The sequence below is a fragment of the Chromohalobacter sp. genome (assembly GCF_039830575.1).
In the GTDB taxonomy this organism is placed as follows: Bacteria; Pseudomonadota; Gammaproteobacteria; order Pseudomonadales; family Halomonadaceae; genus Chromohalobacter; species Chromohalobacter israelensis.
In genome coordinates, this window is record NZ_JBDOOX010000013.1 from 206,222 (window position 1) to 224,912 (window position 18,691).

General features: G+C 59.9%; 17 protein-coding genes and 1 pseudogene. 7 read left to right on the forward strand and 11 right to left on the reverse strand.

Annotated features, from left to right (window positions below; all coding sequences use genetic code 11):
- Positions 1–23: 23 nt before the first annotated feature.
- Positions 24–794 carry a hypothetical protein gene (locus ABGX75_RS13445; RefSeq protein ID WP_287124054.1) on the forward strand — a complete coding sequence of 257 codons (771 nt, stop codon included), beginning with the start codon at positions 24–26 and terminating at the stop codon, positions 792–794.
- Here ABGX75_RS13445 and ABGX75_RS13450 read toward each other — a convergent pair.
- On the reverse strand, positions 791–1,324 hold the full coding sequence (locus ABGX75_RS13450) for a hypothetical protein (protein ID WP_287124053.1): 534 nt from the start codon (positions 1,322–1,324) through the stop codon (positions 791–793). The two genes, ABGX75_RS13445 and ABGX75_RS13450, sit on opposite strands and share 4 nt — an antisense overlap.
- Before the next feature lie 235 nt (positions 1,325–1,559).
- Between ABGX75_RS13450 and ABGX75_RS13455 the strand changes: the two genes are divergently transcribed.
- Both ABGX75_RS13455 and ABGX75_RS13460 read left to right on the forward strand, forming a co-directional pair.
- Positions 1,560–1,856: a hypothetical protein gene (locus ABGX75_RS13455; protein WP_179152134.1), complete on the forward strand. Its 297-nt coding sequence runs from the start codon at positions 1,560–1,562 to the stop codon at positions 1,854–1,856.
- Between the two features lie 251 nt (positions 1,857–2,107).
- A complete protein-coding gene (locus tag ABGX75_RS13460) occupies positions 2,108–2,461 on the forward strand; it encodes a hypothetical protein (protein WP_179152133.1) in 354 nt (117 codons plus the stop codon).
- A 212-nt stretch (positions 2,462–2,673) separates the two neighbouring features.
- Here the strand turns inward: ABGX75_RS13460 and ABGX75_RS13465 are convergent.
- Together ABGX75_RS13465 and ABGX75_RS13470 are read right to left on the reverse strand one after the other, a co-directional pair.
- Positions 2,674–2,938: pseudogene (locus tag ABGX75_RS13465) on the reverse strand (transposase); the annotation flags it as partial.
- Positions 2,939–3,191: 253 nt separating this feature from the next.
- Positions 3,192–3,716, reverse strand: a complete 525-nt coding sequence (locus ABGX75_RS13470; RefSeq protein ID WP_164915628.1) for a cytochrome b/b6 domain-containing protein — start codon at positions 3,714–3,716, stop codon at positions 3,192–3,194.
- Between the two features lie 302 nt (positions 3,717–4,018).
- Here ABGX75_RS13470 and dmeF point away from each other — a divergent pair, with 302 nt between their 5' ends.
- Both dmeF and ABGX75_RS13480 read left to right on the forward strand, forming a co-directional pair.
- A complete protein-coding gene (gene dmeF / locus ABGX75_RS13475; RefSeq protein ID WP_287124052.1) occupies positions 4,019–4,969 on the forward strand; it encodes a CDF family Co(II)/Ni(II) efflux transporter DmeF in 951 nt (316 codons plus the stop codon).
- A gap of 146 nt (positions 4,970–5,115) precedes the next feature.
- A complete protein-coding gene (locus ABGX75_RS13480; RefSeq protein ID WP_011506718.1) occupies positions 5,116–6,330 on the forward strand; it encodes an ABC transporter substrate-binding protein in 1,215 nt (404 codons plus the stop codon).
- 150 nt (positions 6,331–6,480) lie between these two features.
- On the opposite strand, the gene ABGX75_RS13485 is transcribed toward ABGX75_RS13480, so the two are convergent.
- From ABGX75_RS13485 to ABGX75_RS13510, 6 genes are all read right to left on the reverse strand, one after another.
- The gene (locus tag ABGX75_RS13485) at positions 6,481–7,425 is read right to left on the reverse strand and encodes a branched-chain amino acid ABC transporter permease (RefSeq protein WP_011506719.1); all 945 of its coding nucleotides are present in this window, start codon (positions 7,423–7,425) and stop codon (positions 6,481–6,483) included.
- On the reverse strand, positions 7,425–8,294 hold the full coding sequence (locus ABGX75_RS13490; protein ID WP_011506720.1) for a branched-chain amino acid ABC transporter permease: 870 nt from the start codon (positions 8,292–8,294) through the stop codon (positions 7,425–7,427). The genes ABGX75_RS13485 and ABGX75_RS13490 overlap by 1 nt, the downstream gene beginning before the upstream one ends.
- A gap of 3 nt (positions 8,295–8,297) precedes the next feature.
- On the reverse strand, positions 8,298–9,005 hold the full coding sequence (locus tag ABGX75_RS13495) for an ABC transporter ATP-binding protein (RefSeq protein ID WP_011506721.1): 708 nt from the start codon (positions 9,003–9,005) through the stop codon (positions 8,298–8,300).
- On the reverse strand, positions 9,002–9,820 hold the full coding sequence (locus tag ABGX75_RS13500) for an ABC transporter ATP-binding protein (protein ID WP_110062625.1): 819 nt from the start codon (positions 9,818–9,820) through the stop codon (positions 9,002–9,004). The genes ABGX75_RS13495 and ABGX75_RS13500 overlap by 4 nt, the downstream gene beginning before the upstream one ends.
- A 272-nt stretch (positions 9,821–10,092) precedes the next feature.
- Positions 10,093–11,847 (reverse strand): methyl-accepting chemotaxis protein, encoded by a 1,755-nt coding sequence (locus ABGX75_RS13505; RefSeq protein ID WP_287124051.1) that lies wholly within the window; start codon positions 11,845–11,847, stop codon positions 10,093–10,095.
- Positions 11,848–11,954: 107 nt separating this feature from the next.
- A complete protein-coding gene (locus ABGX75_RS13510) occupies positions 11,955–13,469 on the reverse strand; it encodes a Na+/H+ antiporter NhaC family protein (protein ID WP_287124050.1) in 1,515 nt (504 codons plus the stop codon).
- A 695-nt stretch (positions 13,470–14,164) separates the two neighbouring features.
- Between ABGX75_RS13510 and ABGX75_RS13515 the strand changes: the two genes are divergently transcribed.
- Complete coding sequence (locus tag ABGX75_RS13515) at positions 14,165–15,163, forward strand: potassium channel family protein (protein WP_287124048.1); 999 nt, start codon at positions 14,165–14,167, stop codon at positions 15,161–15,163.
- 128 nt (positions 15,164–15,291) lie between these two features.
- Here ABGX75_RS13515 and ABGX75_RS13520 read toward each other — a convergent pair whose 3' ends face one another.
- Together ABGX75_RS13520 and ABGX75_RS13525 are read right to left on the reverse strand one after the other, a co-directional pair.
- The gene (locus tag ABGX75_RS13520) at positions 15,292–16,518 is read right to left on the reverse strand and encodes a cation:proton antiporter (protein WP_287124047.1); all 1,227 of its coding nucleotides are present in this window, start codon (positions 16,516–16,518) and stop codon (positions 15,292–15,294) included.
- Positions 16,519–16,773: 255 nt separating this feature from the next.
- A complete protein-coding gene (locus ABGX75_RS13525; protein ID WP_179152125.1) occupies positions 16,774–17,133 on the reverse strand; it encodes a hypothetical protein in 360 nt (119 codons plus the stop codon).
- A gap of 506 nt (positions 17,134–17,639) precedes the next feature.
- Here ABGX75_RS13525 and ABGX75_RS13530 point away from each other — a divergent pair.
- The gene (locus ABGX75_RS13530) at positions 17,640–18,638 is read left to right on the forward strand and encodes a zinc-dependent alcohol dehydrogenase family protein (protein ID WP_224114409.1); all 999 of its coding nucleotides are present in this window, start codon (positions 17,640–17,642) and stop codon (positions 18,636–18,638) included.
- The last annotated feature ends 53 nt before the right edge of the window (positions 18,639–18,691 follow it).

Consider the following 18,691-nt stretch of genomic DNA (forward strand, 5'->3'; position numbering starts at 1 on the left):
TTTTGAAGATAACTCCATGATCAGTGCATGATGCCGTCACGCGCTTCCACATCTTGACAACGGTTTTTCAGTTTCACATGTCCTTAGATCAGTGCAAGCACCTCCTGGCCGAGCTCGAGCGGATGGAGGTCTATCGCCCATCCCGGCACCGGCAACCTTTCGAGCAAGGAGTTTCGACTTTTTCCAGGTTCACCCTCGGGCTTGGCTTAGTCCTTTTTACGATCCTCTTGGTGTTTGCCGCTTATCAGAAATGGTGCGGGGAGCTCGAGGTGGCCATGGCCAATTTTGCCGTGGGAATTGGAATAGCCAGTATACTGTTCGCTCTACTTTCCTTGTTATCGCCATTGGTCCTCTTCGTTTGGTATTGCCTGAGATGGAAGAGCATTACATACCGGGACTTGGAAAAGGCGTTTGAGCACGATTTCGATATCGTGGAATCCCTTAAGCAATTCCCCGTGGGGACTCTCTCCTACACAAAGCGTTGGCTCGAGACGAAGGTATCTAGATTCGAGCGACGCACGAGCTTCTTCTTCGGATCCAAAACTGCCGCGTTCTCGCTTCTTTTCCTCTCTCTGAGCCTTGTGGATCGAGTGGGCGGCTTTGAGGTCTTATCGAGGACCATTGGTCACAAAATCAACGCGGCTAATTTCGGTGATTGGCTAGCTGTTTGGGCACTGGCGTTCGTGCTGGGTCTTTCCCTGGCCGCCTTGGTGATGAGAAGGCTCACGGCGAAGTATAGCCATCAGGCCGAGATCGTGGGCCTTGCACTCGAGGCGAAGGGGGAACAGGCCTAGAACTCTTCCCCTTTGACCTCACACTGCACTCGCGTACCAAAGCTGTTGTCATCGAGTGAATCCACCACTTCCTTGACCAGCCAGGGCGTGGCGTCGATATCTGGTTTGAAGCCACGGGCCGTAAGTGGCGATTCGGGGAGGATGTCGACGCGACCTTCGTCAAGGGTGAAATCGTAGGTCGCTTCGCCGCGTTGCGCGCGCGCCGCCATTCGGCTTTGGCGGCAGGCGTCGGTCCGGCTGGCGTAGGTGGGGCGCAATTCCTCGGCATCATCGTCGCTGCCGGCGATGACAAGCTGCCGCTCGGCGTTTGCCTTGTCATAACAGTAGGCGATGATGCCGGTATAGGCATCACGATCGGTGGCGCTGTAGCGGTGCCGGTCGCTAGCGCTTCGGGTGAGGGTGACGGCCGGCATGGCTAGGCCGCTGATTGTCAGCGCTTCGGCGACCTTGGTGAACAGCATGCGGTCGCGTAGGCCGGACAGGTGGGTGCGGGCGGCGCGCGCCACGATGCCCATGAAACTGACCCGCATCGTCCAGCCCGCTATCGTTGGTCGGAGCGCCCGCGTGCGCCTGCTGTTCTATTCGGGCGGTCAAGCCCGGCCGCTAATTTGGCAGCGATAGTGGGATAATGGCTTAATAGAGTAAAGGGTCAACTTTTTGCGGCTGGTGCGAAAACGTGCCTACTTTGGACAGCAAATGGGGCTACGGAGTCAGCGGGATGGGCTTGGCATGTTTGTGCAACATCCACTAACTTGGAGATCCTGAATGAACCGATTTTTGCAATCCCTGAGAAATCTCCAGGTGGTGCTGAGACGCCCTCTGGCGGAGTGGGACTCATGGGCACTGGCTATTCTCGGTGCTACGACTTTCTGTATCGCAGGGTACTGGGGCCTGACCATCAAAGCCGTGATCGGCGAGCTGATTCATGCGACGAACGATGCGGGGATCACACTCATGGCGCTTGTACTATGGGGACTCGTGGGGATGCTGGGCGTTGTGATTTGGGTGTTTGGCTGTATTGCGGCGCGATGTCACCTCGTTCTGTTCGCACGACACTTCTGAGTGCTGCCTGCCGTCCATCTCCTGGACAGCTTTTCCAAGGTCGCCCATCAGAGCGCTTCATTAAGGCCTCCTCCAGCCCGCGGCACCTTACGGTCACAATAGGTGGGTTGAGTATTATAGGTCAGGAAAGGAGGGGGCTCACTTTAGATGCGCCTGAGGTTTGAGTTAGGTGCGGAGAAATGATGCATTGTTTAGGAGATGTGCTAGTTTGACGCTGAAAACCATCAAGGAATGGCGAGGATGGGATGCTCATGGAAAAAGTACTTGATAAGGAAAAATATGTTGGTTGCCCGGTCTGTAACCGAGAGATGAAGAAGAAAAATCTTCCAAAGCATTTGAGGCGAGAGCATTCTGCAGAGGGTGTCATAAATGTAAAAAAGCCCACGTTCAACACCTCTGACGCCAAGGCAAGAAGAGCATTCCGTAAGGCAAATGATAAGAAAGTCGTGTCGAATCATTCGCTGCGAGATATGAGCCCGGCGCAGCGGCGTAGACATCTGGACGCGCTTGATAGGCCCGATCGTGAAGAGAGCAGGGACATCATGGATAGTGGCCGTGTCTTCCATGGAGGAGGGTATGGTCTGGGGAAAAGCCGTAAACACTAATGTTAAATAGCTGTCAAAGTTTGAAATGGTCTAATTTCTTTCTGCACCGCCAGCGCTTTAGAGTGCCTTTTAAAACCTGCCTTGAAGCTTGTTCAAACAGACCAGGGAGCAGCCCAGCAGCGTAAAGGCATAATGGATATCGACTCGCCGTTCATAGCGCATGGTGAGTCGCCTCATCCGGCCCAGCCAGGCAAAGGTTCGTTCGGCAAGTGTTCCAGCAGCGTCTGATGCAAGCGTTCCCAGACGCCCGCTTCCTGCCAGTCGCGTAGGCGCCGCCAACAGGTCACGCCGGAACCGCGGCCCATCTCTTGAGGCAACATCTCCCAAGGGATACCCGAGCGCAGGACGAACAGGATGCCTGTCAGGGCTGCACGATTGGAAACGGGAGGTCGGCCGCCACGCGGCTTGGGCTGAGGCGGAGGCAGTAGCGGCTCGACAATTAGGCCAGAGTTCATCGGATCCGATCTTCTTAGCCATGCCCAAAATCTAGGAATGGCTGGAGCCGCTTTCAAGGTTTTGAAAGGCGCTCTTAGAGCCGCCTCCGGCAGCCGGCTCCCTTGTATTTGGATGAGTGCCCTGTCGTGAGACTCCTCGTGCGACGTCACTCCCCCCGCCTGCGCGCTAAACCTGTCACTTTTCACGCACTCGTGCAGGACGGTCAATACAGTCTGACCGCTGATATAGCAGCGGTCGGGAAGTGGGTCATCAGACGGTACGACACCGTGAACGCCTAGCGCCCTAGCATCCGGTGTAGCGTGTCGTCACGCCGAATCAACCGGTGGTAGCCGGCCATGAGGATATGTCCGGTCACCAAGGCAGAGAGGAACCAGGAAAGTGGCGCATGGAGTTGGCCGAACGCGGCGGCCCAGGGCACATCGGCGTCGGTCCAATACGCTGTGCCGAAGACATATACGCCGTAGCCTGCCCCCCAGGTGAATGCCATGCCCGACAGCGGCATCAGCAGCAGCACCAGATACATCAGCACGTGCCCCCATATCGCCGCCTTTTGAAGTGCGCCACGGTGCTCCGGCCGGTGCCTGAGCTGCGAGATGGCCCACAGCGTGCGCATGGCCATCAAGGCGAGAATGCCGACGCCGATGGTCGTGTGCCACTGCACGACAGCCTGACTGTAGACGTTTCCCTCCCACAGGATATTGAAGAACGAGCTGGTCAGCTGAAGGATGACCAGAATCGCGATGAGCCAGTGCAGGCATCGCGTGATGCTGCCGTAGTGGCTGGGTGAGTCGCTCAACATGGCGCAAGCCCGTATTAACAATAATGTTTCATATTCGCATCTTTGGATGCAGATTTCCTCATCGATGTTCTCGCTAGTCGGTGTGTCCCGGCAGGGGTTGCCGCGGTGCCTCTCGCTCCGCGATCACGAGCATCTGTGCCCATGGCGCTTTCAGCCCCAGCTTCTGCGGTCACTGGGCATGGCATGCCTGCACATGCGTGCCTTGCGCAGTCCTTCGACCATGCCTTGCGGCATTCCGGATATCCGGTTCTTGGCTATCCTGTTGGCAACATGTCATTGCCTGATGGCTGCGGGGAGAATCCATGCATACGCAAGATATCAACGCCTGGAGGCACGACCATGTCTTCGACCAGGACAGCGTCCGCTCGGGAGAGCGCCGTACGTTGATCGTCGTTCTGCTGACGCTGGTCACGATGTTCATCGAGATATTCGCTGGCATGGTGTATGGCTCGATGGCCTTGTTAGCCGATGGTCTCCACATGGGCTCTCATGCCACGGCTCTGGGCATCGCAGCATTCGCCTATGCGTATGCTCGCCGCCACGCTGGCGATCATCGCTTTAGCTTCGGTACCGGCAAGATCAATGCGCTGGGCGGGTTCACCGGAGCGGTATTATTGGTGGGCTTTGCGGTTTTCATGGGCATTGAAAGCATCAACCGTTTCTTCAACCCGGTCGCCATCGTGTTCGATAAAGCCATTCTGGTGGCGGGCGTCGGGCTGGTGGTGAATGGCATTTCCGCCTGGATTCTGGGGGCGCACGGGCATGACCATGAATCCGATCACGGCGGGCAGGATCACCATCATGAGCATGACCATAACCGGCGCTCCGCCTATTTTCACGTGCTAGCGGACGCCTTGACATCCCTGCTGGCAATCTTCGCCTTGCTGGCAGCGAAGTACCTTGGGTTGCAGTGGATGGACCCGATCATGGGCATCGTGGGGGCCATCCTGATAACCCGCTGGTCCTGGGGGCTGCTTCGCGATACCAGCCAGGTATTGCTGGACCGCCAAGTGCACGAGCTCGATGAGAAAATCCGAGATGTCATTGAAACCGGCACGAGTGACCGGATCAGCGATCTTCATGTCTGGTCGATCGGGCCGGGCATCTATGCCGGCATTATTGCGATAGTCTCCGATGCGCCTGCAACACCGCATGACTACCGGGATAGGGTGCGACAGCGACTGCCCCAACTGGTGCATGTCACGTTCGAAGTGGAGCAGTGCGCCGGGCATTGCCATCCGCAAGCCGCATGATCCAGCAGAAGAGGCCTCATATCGAGGCCGCTATCTTTGTCTAATGTCAGCGATCCGCTTATGCTGGACGTCGGGTTGATAGCAAAATGAAGGGTCATACCCGCCGATCAATCAACAATTAAGGTCTGCACAAGGAGTCTTCTGCAATGACCGTCAAGAAACCGCTTATCGGTGCTATTTCCGCGGTGGCCCTGGCCACCAGTATTTCCGCCCTGGCCGAACCGCTCAAGATCGGTGTGCTGGTGCCGCTGACCGGCGACCTGCAAAGCTATGGCGAACCCGCGCTCAAGGCGGCGCAACTCGCGGCCAAGGAGATCAATGCCGCCGGTGGCGTGCTCGGCGAAGACGTCGAGATCAGCAGTGGTGACACCCAGACCTCGCCGCAGCCCGGCGTCGCCGCGGCCCAGAAGCTGGTCAACATCGAGGGCGTCAACGCGATCATGGGCGCGCTCTCCAGTGGGGTGACCATTCCCGTGGCGCAGAGCGTTGCCAAGGCCGAGCAGATACCGCAGGTCAGCAGCGCCTCGACTTCGCCGGTCATCACTTCGCTGGATGACGACGACTTTCTGTTTCGTACCGTGCCGTCTGACGCCTTCCAAGGCGTAGCGCTCTCCGAAGTGACCCAGGAGAAGGGCTACGAAAACGTCAGCATCATCTATATCAACAACGATTACGGCAAAGGGTTGGCCGAGGCTTTCACCCAGGCCTTCGAAAAGGCGGGGGGCACGGTGTCCGCCACGGTGGCCTACGAACAGGGCCAGGCGGCCTATCGCGGCGAACTGCAGCAGGCGGCCAGCGACGATGCGGAGGCGCTGGTCCTGGTCGGCTATCCGGAGAACGGGCAGACCATCCTGCGTCAGGCGCTGGAAGGCGGTTTCTTCAGGAACTTCGTGTTCACCGACGGCATGAAGGCCCCCGAGCTGGTCGACAACCTGGGGGCGCAATATCTCGAAGGCTCGGTGGGCACCGTGCCGCAGGCCCGCGACGACTCCCCGGGCGCCCAGCATTTCAGCAGCGCCTATGAGAGCGAATACGACTCGCTGCCGCCCAAGCCCTATCTGGATACCGCCTACGACGCCTTCTATCTGCTGTCGTTGGCGGCTCAGGCGGCGGGTTCCACCGACAGCGTGGCGATTCGCGACCAACTGCGCGCGGTGGCCAATCCGCCGGGCGAGCAGGTCGGTCCGGGCGAGTTCGAGAAAGCCGTCAAGCTGCTCGAGGAAGGCAAGGAAATCGATTATGAAGGCGCGTCCGGTTCGGTGAACTTCGATGACAACGGCGACGTGCCGGGGACCTTCGGCGAGTGGACGTTCAAGGATGGCGAAGTGGTGACCAATCGAATCTTCGAACCCAAGATGTAATCGCTCGCCGGGCGGTCGGATGTCGTCTGGCCGCCGCGGCGAACGTTTCAGCGCTATTGCCATTCACGCAACGCCCGGCTCAGGCCGGGCGTTGTCGTGACTGTCATGGCAGGGAAACGTGCAGGTGAGCCGCTGGAGCGTCGCCGGTACTCAGCGCTTTCTGGCGATCAGCCTGGGCGGTTTCTCGGGGAGCACCCCCTCTGGCCGAGTGACCAGGATGACTTGCAACAGCACACCGATCAGCAGCACGCGCAGGGCCGCGCCCTGGGTGGCATGCTCGGCGGGCAGCAAGCCGGTGAGCAGCTCGGTCCCCGACCACACGCCCCATACCAGGACGGCGCCGAGAATCGCGCCACGATTGTTGCCGCTGCCGCCGGCGATCAGCATCACCCAGACAAGGAAGGTGCCATAGAGCGGCATGAACGCCTCGGGGCTGAGAAAGCCGAAGAAGTGGGCATAGAGCCCGCCCCCCAGGCCCATGATCGCCGAGCCCAGCACGAAGGCCTGCAGCCGGAAGCCGGCGATCGACTTGCCGGCCGCCGCGGTGGCCGGTTCATTCTCGCGAATGGCGCGCAACACGCGGCCCCAGGGCGAGGCGTAGGCGCGCTCGACCAGGAAATACACCCCGGCGACGAACAGTGCCACGATCACCAGATAGGTGAGCGGGCTATCCAGCACGGTGTCGGCGAACGGCCGCTCGATGCCGGCGATGCCGCGTACGCCGTTGGTCAGCCAGTCCTCGTTCTTGACGAACAGGCGGACCATCTCGGCGATGCCGATCGAGGCGATGGCCAGGTAGTCGGTGCGCAGCCGCGCGGTGATCAGGCCGACGACCAGGCCGAGCAGCGTCGAGGCGATGACCGCACCGGCCAGGCCGACCAGAAACGGCATGCCGAAGCCGCCCAGGTAGGCGGGGCTCGACGGCGTGGTGAGGATCGCGCTGGTATAGGCGCCGACCGCGAAGAAGCCGGCGATGCCGATGTTGAACTGACCGGTGAAGCCCCACTGCATGTTGAGGCCCAGCGCGAGAACGGCGTAGACGCCGGCGAAGGTCAGAAACGAGATCAGGTACGAGGCGATGCCGGAGAGTTCCATCACACAGTCCCCTTGAAGATGCCCTGCGGACGCAGGATGAGCATGCCGACCATGATCGCGAAGGCCACGGCGGGCTTGTAGGCGGCAGGAATCAGCAGCGTCGACATCTCCATCGACACGCCGATGATCATGCCGCCGGCAATGGCGCCGTAGGGTCGGCCGATGCCGCCGAGAATCGCCGCCGCGAACACCGGCAGCAGCGCGGTCCAGCCCATCACCGGATGCAGGCGCGTGTCGATGCCCAGGAACACGCCGGCCGCGCCTGCCAGCGCACCGCCGATCACCCAGGTGACCATGATCACGCGCTCGGCGGGAATCCCCGAGACCAGCGCCAGGTCCATGTTGTCGGACATGGCACGCATCGCCTTGCCCAGCCGGGTGCGCGTCAGGAACAGATGCACGCCGGCGACCAGACCCAACGAGATCAGCATGATCCATAGATGATCGGGCTTGAGCCGCATTCCGCCCAGCCAGTCGAGCCGCCAGGGAAACTGGATGCCCGAGGTGTACGTCTGGTTGTCGGACCCCCAGATCAGCTGCACCAGGCTGCGCAGGATCAGCGCCATGCCGAACGAGGCGATCAGCAGGATCACCGGCTGGGTGCGGCGAATGCGCCGGTAGAGTACCTGGTCGATGAACACCGCAATCACCGCCATGCCGACCATCGCCGCGGGCAGCGCCCACCACGAGCTCAGGCCGAAGGCCGAGATGAAGGACAGGCCGAGGTAGGCGCCCAGGGTCATGAAGTCGCCATGCGCGAAGTGCGCGAAGCGCAGGATGCCGAAGATCATCGACACGCCGATCGCGCCCATGGTCAGGACGCTGCCCAGCACCAGGCCGTAGATGAGAAGTTGCAGGATATCGGTCATGGTTCAGCCTCCCAGGAACATTTCGGCGACTTCCGGGTTGGCCAACAGATTGGGACCGGTGTCTTCGTAGCGGTTGCTGCCGGTGGCCAGCACGTAGCCCCGATTGGCGATGGCCAGTGCCTGCTTGGCATTCTGCTCGACCATCAGCACGCCGATGCCCTGGGCATTTATTTCCTGAATGCGCTCGAAGGTTTCGTCGATCAGCAGCGGCGAGAGGCCGGCGGTGGGCTCGTCGAGCATCAACAGCTGCGGGTCGATCATCAGCGCACGGCCCATGGCGACCATCTGGCGCTCGCCGCCGGACATCAGTCCGGCCTGCTGGCGCCGCCGCTCGGCAAGCTTGGGAAACAGCGTGTAGACCTTGTCGAGACGCTGGGACAGGTCGCCCTTCATCAGGTAGGCCCCCATCTCGAGATTCTCGCGTACCGTCAACGACGGAAAGACGTTCTTCTCCTGAGGTACATAGGCGATGCCGCGGCGGACCATCTGCTCGGGCTTGGCATTGGTGATCGTCTCGCCACGGTAGCGGACTTCGCCCTCGCGGATGCGCAGCAGGCCGAACACCGCCTTCATGGCGGTGGACTTGCCGGCGCCGTTGGGGCCGACGATGACCACGATCTCGTCGGCCTCCACGCGCAGATTGGTGCCCTGAAGGATGTCGGCGCCGCCATAGCCGCCATAGAGGCCCTTGGCTTCGAGCAGGCTGCTCATGATGACGCTCCTTCATCCGTCGAGTGCTGGCGAGGTGTTTCTTCGCCCATCCGGCCGCTGGCGCCACCGCCCAGATAGGCCTCGCGGACCTCCTCGTTCTGGCGCAGCGTCTCCATCGAGCCGGAGGCGATGAGCTCGCCGTTGGCCATCACGTGGACCGGCTCGCAGAGTGCCGAGATCAGGTCCATGTCGTGCTCGATGACGCAGAAGGTGTAGCCGCGTTCGCGGTTGAGTCGCAGGATCGCTTCGCGGATCTTGCCGAGCAGGGTGCGGTTGACGCCGGCGCCGGGTTCATCGAGCAGTACCATCTTCGCATCGGTCATCATCGTGCGGCCCAGGTCGAGCAGCTTCTTTTGCCCGCCCGAGAGGTTGCCGGCCAGTTCGTCGGCGACGTGGGTGATCTCCAGAAACTTGAGCACGTCGTCGACGCGGTCCAGCACTTCGCTGTCCTGCTGCCTGACCTTGCCCCAGCGCAGCCAGGTCTTGAACAGGTTCTCGCCGCTTTGCCCCGGCGGCACCACCATCAGGTTCTCGCGCACCGTCATGCGCGAGAATTCATGCGGAATCTGGAAGGTGCGTACCAGGCCACGATGGAAGAGTTTGTGGGGCGGAAGGCCGGTGATGTCCTGGCCGTCGAGCAGCACGCGGCCGCTGGAAGGGGGAAAGAGTCCAGCGACGATGTTGAACAGCGAGCTCTTGCCGGCCCCGTTGGGCCCGATCAAGCCGGTGATACTGCCCTGCGCTACCTCGAAGGAAACGCCCCGTACTGCCTGCAAGCCGCCGAACGACTTGGAGACGTTGTCGATTCGAATCAAGGAAGAATGCCTCGTAAGCGTCTTGTTGTGGTTGTGTGCGCGCGGATCTGGCGGTGAGCCGATCTCCTATCGCCTAGTCGAACTTGTTCACGAAATAACACAATTCAGCCTATCAGGCGATGGATATCGATGTCATGCGTGCATCGACCAGCCCTCGTTCGCTGCAGGGCTGGCCACGCTGGGGGCGTGGAATGTCCCCGCCAGCATGAACTGACTGAAGGCCCTCCCGGACCTTCAGTCGCCAGTTCATCGGATAGGCGTCTCGATCACCGCTAGAACGCTTCCCAGTCATCCCCCTCGCTGGGTACCGGCGACTTGCTTCGCTCGCGTCGCGCCGGCGTCGAGTGTGCTGCCGTCGGCAAAGCCGATGGGCGGGATGTCACCGCTTCCTCGTCTTCGCCGAGTACGAAGCCGTTGATCAACCGGCTCAGACGCTGGGCGTGTTCGCGCATGGCGTCGGCGCTGGCGGAGGTATGCTGGACCATGCTGGCGTTCTGCTGGGTCATGGTATCCATTTCCGTCACCGCGACATTGACTTGACTGATGCCACTGCTTTGCTCGCGCGCGCCTGCGCTGATCTCGCCGATCACATCGGTGACGCGGGCCACGCTGGTGACGATCTCCTGCATGGTCTCGCCCGCATTGCGCACCAGTTCGGCCCCCGAGCGAGTGTACGTGACGGACGTGTCGATCAGCTCGCGTATTTCCCGCGAGGCCTCGCTGGAACGGCGGGCGAGCGTGCGTACTTCCTCGGCGACCACGGCGAAGCCGCGACCGTGCTCACCGGCGCGGGCCGCTTCCACCGAGGCATTGAGGGCCAGGATATTGGTCTGAAAGGCGATCGAATCGATCATGGTGATGATCTCGCCGATCTTGGCCGCCGAGGCGTTGATGTCGTTCATGGTGCGCTCGACCTGGCTCATCGAGGCCTCGCCGCGGCGCGCCACGTCGGCCGTGGACTGGGCCAACTGATTGGCCTGTTGTGCCGAGTCGGCGCTCTGCGTGACGGTGGAGGTGATCTCTTCCATCGAGGCCGAGGTTTCCTGCAGATTGGCGGCAGCCTGGTCGGTACGTGTTGCCAATTCTTCGCTGCTGCGGGCGATTTCTTCCGAGGCGTGAGAGACCTGAGCGGTGCTGGCTCGCACATCGCGCAGGGTCTCTTGCATGCGTGCCACGAAAGCATTGAATTGGGCCGCCAGTTCGCCGACCTCGTCGCGACTTTCAATGGCGAGTCGCCGAGTCAGGTCTCCCTTGCCTTGAGCGATGTCCTGCATGGCATGGGCGGTGCGACGGATGGGCTGGATGGTGCGCCGGGTCAGCCAGTAGGCGATGAGCGCAACGGTGACGAAAATGGCTGCACCGATCAGAACGGTAGCGATTAGAACTTTGCGCAGTTCGGCAGCTTGAGTGGCCTCGATAGCGACCATGGCCTCGTCGATTCCGGTGACATAAGTACCGGCGCCCAGCATCCAGTTCCACTTGTCGATCCCGGTGGCGTAGGAATACTTGGTTTCGACCTCGCCGCTGTCCGGATGCGGCCAGGCGTACTGGTAATGGCCGCCACCCTGCTTGGCGAGGTCGATCATGTCGCTGATCAGCAGGTTGCCATGCTTGTCCTGGGTCTTGAGGGCGTTCTTGCCTATGCTCTCCGGCTTCAAGGGTTGCACCAGAGTCGTGCCTTGATAGTCGTAGACGAAGACATAGTTGCTGCCGTCGAAGCGCATGCTGCTGAGGATCTCTTTGGCGCGGGCCTTGGCTTCGGCGTCGTTGGGACCGGCCTCGGCGACGATCGGTGCAATGGCAGACTTGGCAGTCTCGATGACGTTCTGTACGGCGGCCTGGCGCGATTCGACCAGCATGTCGCGCTGCTCGGCCAGGGCGGTGCGTGATGCCTGGACGAGGTCGTAGGCGACCACCCCGATCAGCGTCATCGTCGTCAGCAACAATGGAACGAGTACCAGCAGCAGAACCTTGCCCTGCAGGCTTAGCGAAATACCTCGGTGCGTCCCGCGTCTTGTCGTAGCCATCCAGACGAGCTCCCGTTACAGAGTGAATGCTTCATGTGATTGTCATATCGGCATTTCCGAGAGCGTCTGGATGCGACTTTGGTTAACCCTGCGTCCGATTTTTCGCGTCAGGTGCGTCTCGAGGCCAAGAGCTTGATGATCACGGCCTGCAGGGCCAGCCCGATGGCCAGCAAGATATAGGGGGATGAGATGACGATCGTCCCGAGGTAAAGCAGGGCACTCACTGAAGCCGGAACGAGCGCATAGGGGATTTGGGTTTTGACGTGTGCGACGTGATCGGAACCGGAGAAGATCGAGGCCATGACTGTCGTGTCCGAGATGGGCGAGCAGTGATCGCCGAAAATCGAGCCGGAGAAGATGGCGCCGATCGCCATGCTCACGAGTGTCATGTCGCCGATGTTGTATGCCAGGGGGACCCCGATCGGCGTCAAAATCGCCATGGCACCCCAGGAACTGCCGGTCGAGAAAGATATCACCATGGCAATGGCGAAAATGAGGATCGGCAGTAGCGTCGGCGATAGCCAGCTCTCCGTCGCTGCGATGACGTGATCGCCGGTTTCGAGCGCGCCGGTAACGGTGCCGATTGACCAGGCCAGCACCATGATGACCAGCGCCGGCAGCATGGTCTTGAAGCCTGCCAGCAAGGTGTTCTCGCAGGCTTCCAGCGATTGACGCTGAAGCAGCGCCATGACGATCCCGGCGACGACCATCGCGAACGCGGCCCAACTGAGCGAGACACTGACATCGGTATCCGCGATGGCCTCCATCAGCGGCTTGCCTTCGTTGCCGCCGCCCGTGTACCAGAGTGCCCAGCAAGCGACGCCGATGAGTACCGCAAGCGGAATCAAGAAATTCCAGACGCGCCCCCGGTTTTCAGGGACCTCACCCAGGTCTTCTTCGACGCTGGATAACGGGTTGTCGCCGGGGGCGACGAGTTCGCCGGTTTCCTGTGAGCGACGCTCGGCGCGTTTCATGGGGCCGAAGTCGCCCATGAGGAGGATCATGGGCACCGAGGCGAGACACAGCAGGGCATAGAAATTCCAGGGTACCGACTGCAGGAAGGCCCAGTAGGGTTGTTCTCCGGTCAAGCTGAGCACGGCGAATGCACCGGCGATGAGCGAGACCTGATAACCGATCCAGTCGGAGACGGGACCCAGGGTCGCCATCGGCGCGGATGTTGCATCGATGGTCCAGGCCAGCTTTTCCCTCGAGACGTTGTGCCTGGCCGTCAGGTCTCGTGAAGCGTTCCCCACGATGACGGAATTGACGTAGTCGTTGAAAAAGATCACGACGCCGAGCAGCCAGGTGAGCAGCAGGGAGCCTTTCGAGGAGGAAACCTTGCCGGAAAGCCACCTGGCCAAGGCCTGGGAGCCACCGGTGGTATGCATGAAGGCTGCGCCGGCGCCGAGCAACGAGACAAGTACGAGAAAGCGCGCATTCCATTCATCGGTCATCACCTCCGCGAACCAGTCGAACGTCTGGCCAACGGCGGAAATCGGATTGCCTGCAACGATCCAGGCGCCCAGTAAAATACTCAGGAAGAGCGAGATATTGACTCGGCGGGTAAGCAGCGCCAGCACGACGGCGGCGATGGGGGGAGCGAGCGATATGAGAGCATCCATTCGATTTATCACTTTTATCGTTGGCTGGTACGTATCATGACAGGCGTTGGCCGGTAGGCCGACATCCAGTCCCTGTTCCTTTTTTAGCCATTCACGTTTTATCAGCACCTGAGGCTCAACGTCGACTATCCTGCGCCCCCGGGGTCTACGCCTATCGTATTAGACGCTGGTGTCTCTCACTGGTGAGTGCATGGAACGGTTGTCTGATACGAGAGGGAACTCGATGTGCTTCGCTCTTGCCCGTTGCACCGTGCTTGTCGATGGATGATTCGAATACTGACTCGGCAACGGTGAAGACGCCGTGGCGATCGAGCCGGGCCAAGTCGCGTGTAAGTATTTTCCTACAATCGCGAAGCGAATTTCGTACGGTGCGGTTTATCCTGGATCAAACCGATATCTGCCTGCAGCGAGTATCGTGTACGTAACGGACTAGGGAGAGTCCTGCAGGGAAGGCCGAGCGATGGAACGCTCTGAACCAAGGATGCTTGGGCAGGAAGCCCAAGGCTGGTGGGATAAGGAAGCATCGGTTGCAAGCCCGGCCCGAGTGGCCGGGTTTTTTTCGTCAGGCAGGCTTGATGGCACCTCCTTTGTCGATGTCTTCGAAAAACGAAATTGAGCGTGATGCGCCCGGTGCTTGAGTCAATTCGTCAGCGTCACGCCAGCTTAGGCGCTGCTGGCCGGTCAGGAAGGAGTTTATGCAGACGGTGCTTTTGCTTTTGGGCGGGCTGGTGGTCCTGTTCATCTGTTACGACATCATCCAGACGACCCTGGCAGCATCGAATTCTGGCCCGTTGACGACTCGCCTGGCGGAAGGGATCTGGTATCTCCTGCTAAGCCTGCATCGCCGCTATCACCTGCCGCGTTTACTGCAGGCGGCGGGCCCCTGGATCACGATAGGGTTGTTCCTGACGTGGGTGTTGGGGCTCTGGCTGGGGTGGTGGCTGGTTTTCTGCGGCGAAGCGAATGCCGTTGTCAGCAGCAGTACCGGGGAGCCGGCTGGTCGGGTAGAGCGTGCGTATTACGTAGGCTATACGCTTACCACGCTGGGCTATGGCGATCTCGTCCCCGGGAAAGCGCCATGGCAAATACTGTCGGTCGTGGCGGCCGCCAATGGACTGCTGCTGTTCACCCTTGCGGTGACTTATGTGCTATCGATCGTCTCGGCCGTGACGCAGAAGAAGACACTGGCACTCTCGCTGCATGCCATGGGCGGCACGCCGCAAGCCATGCTGAACAATACCCGTGGGGAGGGGAGTCATGCCGCGCTGGCGGAAAAGGCGGAACAGCTTTCGGGCATGATCATTAGCGTGGGGCAGCAGCATCTGTCATTCCCGATCCTGCATTATTATCACGACACCGTGCAGGACCGGTCACTGCCGCTCGCCTTGGCCCGCTTTCACCAGGCGCTCTCGGTAGCCTACCTCTGTTGCCCCGATATCCCTGCGTCGGTGCGCCTGAAATTGGGCATGGCGATGTATGCCATGGAAAGTTACCTGAATGTCCTGAGCGGCTTCGTCACCCCTGCGAAGGCGTGCCCTGAGATCCCCCCTGAAGCCTTGGCCTCCATGCCGGAGTGTGACCGCGACGAGGCTGGCGTACGCACCTGTCTGAGCGAGCTCGATGCGCAGCGCTATCTTGGAGCGTATGTCGAAAAAGACGGATGGCGTTGGGCACAGGTCTGGCACCTTCAATGAAACGCTGATGCAGAAGGCTTCATTGAAGGTTTGCCGATAGCGATAGTCATCCGCGGCGATCGAGAGCCATTTGCCACCGGCGGCGCAGTTGATCAGTGCTTTTTGCATTGCCTGCCATTGGGGCAGTGCTACCGCTGCGACTCGAGACGACCGTAGACCTTGGCAAACGGAGCGGCCGTCATGCCGTGCGCAATGACCGAGGCAAACACCACCAGGCTGCCCGCGTGCCAGATGACATCGTCTCCTGTGCGTTCCGCCGCCATGACGGAATAGAAGAGTGCCGATACCCCGATGGGACCGAACCATCCCATGACCCACGAAATCCTCTTGCCTCGAACGGGGGCCAAGAGGGGGCGTAGCGCGAGAATCACCGGCAAGCGGCGCAACAGCAGTACCAGCACGATCAGTCCCAATCCCGGCCACCCGAAGGCCAGCCATTCGTGCCATGGCGCCATCAAGCCGAATAGCACGAAGACAGGCATGGTGATGAAGATATTCACGGCCTCCTGCACGTTGTCAGCTTCGCCACGTTCCTTGCCGCCCACGACCTGGTCAAAGGCCAGTCCTGCGGCGAACACCGCCAGGATACTGTCGGTTCCGATCAGCTTGCCCACGCCCAGCACGAGCACGGTCAGTGCCAAAGTCAGTGACAGGAACGAAGGCTGGTCGAGAAACCCCTTGGCTTCGGACCAGTTCAAGCTGCGCCCCGCCAGCCAGCCCAACAGCGCCCCTATCCCGATGGCGCCCCCCACCTCCCATGCCCAGACCTTGACCAGCCACTCCGTCCAAGCCGCTGACGTCGGTACGGTCATCAGCAGAATCGGCAGCAGAACCAATGGATAGGCGAGTCCATCGTTGGCACCCGACTCAGTGGAAAGCAGGTGCCGGAAATTGCCGGGCAGGTTGTTCTTGGCCAGCCCTCCCGTGACGATGGAGGAGGACAGGACCGGGTCCGTGGCACAGATGCAGGCACCGATCAGCAACGCGGTCAGCAGCGGGATTCCCAGTACCCAATGGGTCAGCCAGCCGCTGATCAGGAACATGGCGGGCATCCCTATGGCCAGCAAAACCACGACCGAGCGCCAATGTGACAAGGGGTAGCGAGGTGGCAGGCGCAGGGCGATACCCATCAGACTGATGCCCAGCGTCAAACGAGCGGTTTCTTCCATCAGTACGTGGGCGTTTCCCCACTGGAATGGATTCAGCAATGCCAGGCCTTGGGGACCTAACAGCGCTCCCACGGCGAAGGCCAGCATGGGCGGCGATGTCCAGGAGCGGTCGAGTGGCCGAGAAAGCATGCCGACCGTCAGCACGATCCCGCCCACGAGGGCCCACGCAATATTGAGTTCCGTCATCATGACTCCTCGGCGTTTTGATGTTTCCAAGGTAGAAGCCGAGCAGCAGGCGTGCATCAACCTCGCAGCAAGTTCTGGAACGAAACGCGGGAGATGTGACGGCTTTCAACGTCAGAGGAGAGGTGGCCGGTTGCCGCCCAGCGGGGCCTGCCGTTTACCTGGCTGGCTCCGTTGGGGGACGTGCGACATATACAAGGTCGGCTTTGAACGCTCGGTCAGTCAGAAGATCCACCAGGCATTGCGAGTGCCGAGTACTCAGATCTCGCTCCAGATGCGCTCAATGAAATCGTCGCTGAGCTCCGAGACCATGCGTGTGCGTTTCAAGGTGGCTTCAGCCATGTCGCTACCGATATCGTGATAGCAGGACGCCATCGAGGCCAGTGTCAGTTGCCCGCCGAGACCCAGCATGCAATTTGTGAGCTTGTTGCAGGAAGTCGCCATGGTCGAGAGGAACTCGAGTTCATGACGGGCGATATCGTTGCATGTTTCCAGCCATATACCCTGCAGCTTGACCGTCGAGTCGATGGCCTCTCCCCAAGGTTGATACCACCACAAGTACGGACTATCGGTGCTGGCAGGTTGTAAAGGCGTTTCAGGCTGTTTCGACTTGTTCATCGCCTTATTCCTTGGTGAAAGAGTATTCAGTATAGAAGGTTTTTTCTTGCGGCGTTATCTGGTGGCCTTGATGTTGATGGGGATCATTCATATATGAGGCTGGATTGAATCTTGAATTAAAAATGGTTTTATTATTTTGTTATTGATGATGGGCGATGCCAGCCTTGGTCTGATTCTGTTGGCAGGCTGACAGCAGAATCTAGTCTTTATGGCTTTGCATAACTGGTTGATCGTGCTGGAAAGCCAGGAGCCTGCACCATTCTGGATCGCTTTGGTGTCCTGTCACAGCCAAGTCTAGATGCAGTCAGAGGTTCATGACAATTTTTTATAGCGCTTGGTTGATATGGGTCAATGTTTTTATCAATTTTCACATGAGGATTTTTGACAAGAGATATCATGCTATAACCATCAAGGTTCTGGTTCTTGTCGGGGGAGTGGAGCAGTCTCGACCAGGTGGGCACACGGTCGAGACTGTTCAGTGATATCAAGGCTCAGGAATGAACCACATGAAGGCCATGGTACTCGAGAGAAGAGGTGGGCCACTTCAAGAGCGGGAGCGACCTGTTCCTGTACCTGGCCCTGGGCAGGTGTTGCTCAAGGTTGAAGCCTGTGGAGTATGCCGCACCGACCTGCATTTGTTGGATGGTGAGCTACCGGACATTCTCTATCCTATCGTCCCTGGACACGAAATCATTGGCCGCGTTGCGGGTTGTGGCCCCGGCGTCACGCTCTCTCATGGGGTACGCCTGGGCGTTCCATGGCTGGGGTACAGCTGTGGTGAGTGCTGGTATTGTCTGCACGAGCAAGAAAACCTATGTGACCGGGCCCGCTTTACCGGTTATCAAATTGATGGTGGCTTTGCGGACTATACCCTGGCGGATCACCGCTTCTGCTTTCCTGTCAATCCTGATTGCGATGCAGCTGAAGCGGCACCGTTAATGTGTGCTGGCCTGATCGGCTACCGTGCTTTAAACATGTGCGGCAGTGGCCTGCAACGCCTGGGCATCTATGGCTTTGGTGCTGCAGCTCATATCGTGGCTCAAGTTGTTCTATGGCAGGGCGTCGAATTGTATGCCTTTACTCGACCGGGAGACGAGGAAGGGCAAGAATTTGCGCGCCACATGGGGGCAACCTGGGCAGGGGATTCCCACCAACTGCCCGATCTGCCATTGGATGCAGCGATCATATTTGCACCCGTAGGTGAGCTTGTACCCGCTGCGCTGCGCGCCGTGCGTAAAGGCGGGGTGGTCGTTTGTGGTGGCATTCATATGAGTGACATTCCCACCTTTCCCTATGCGTTGCTCTGGGGCGAGCGTCAGTTGCGCTCGGTCGCCAACCTGACCCGTAAGGACGGTGAAAACTTCCTTGGCCTGATCTCAAAAGTCGCAATCGACACCCATATAGAGCGGTATCCGCTTCATGCCGCCAACCAGGCACTCAGAGACCTCAAGGAGGGCAGGTTGCAGGGGGCTGCCGTGCTGGAAATGGCGGGAACTGCTGATTGAACAATCAGATAGTAACGACACTGTATTTCTTGATGATTTGCCATGGCGGTCAA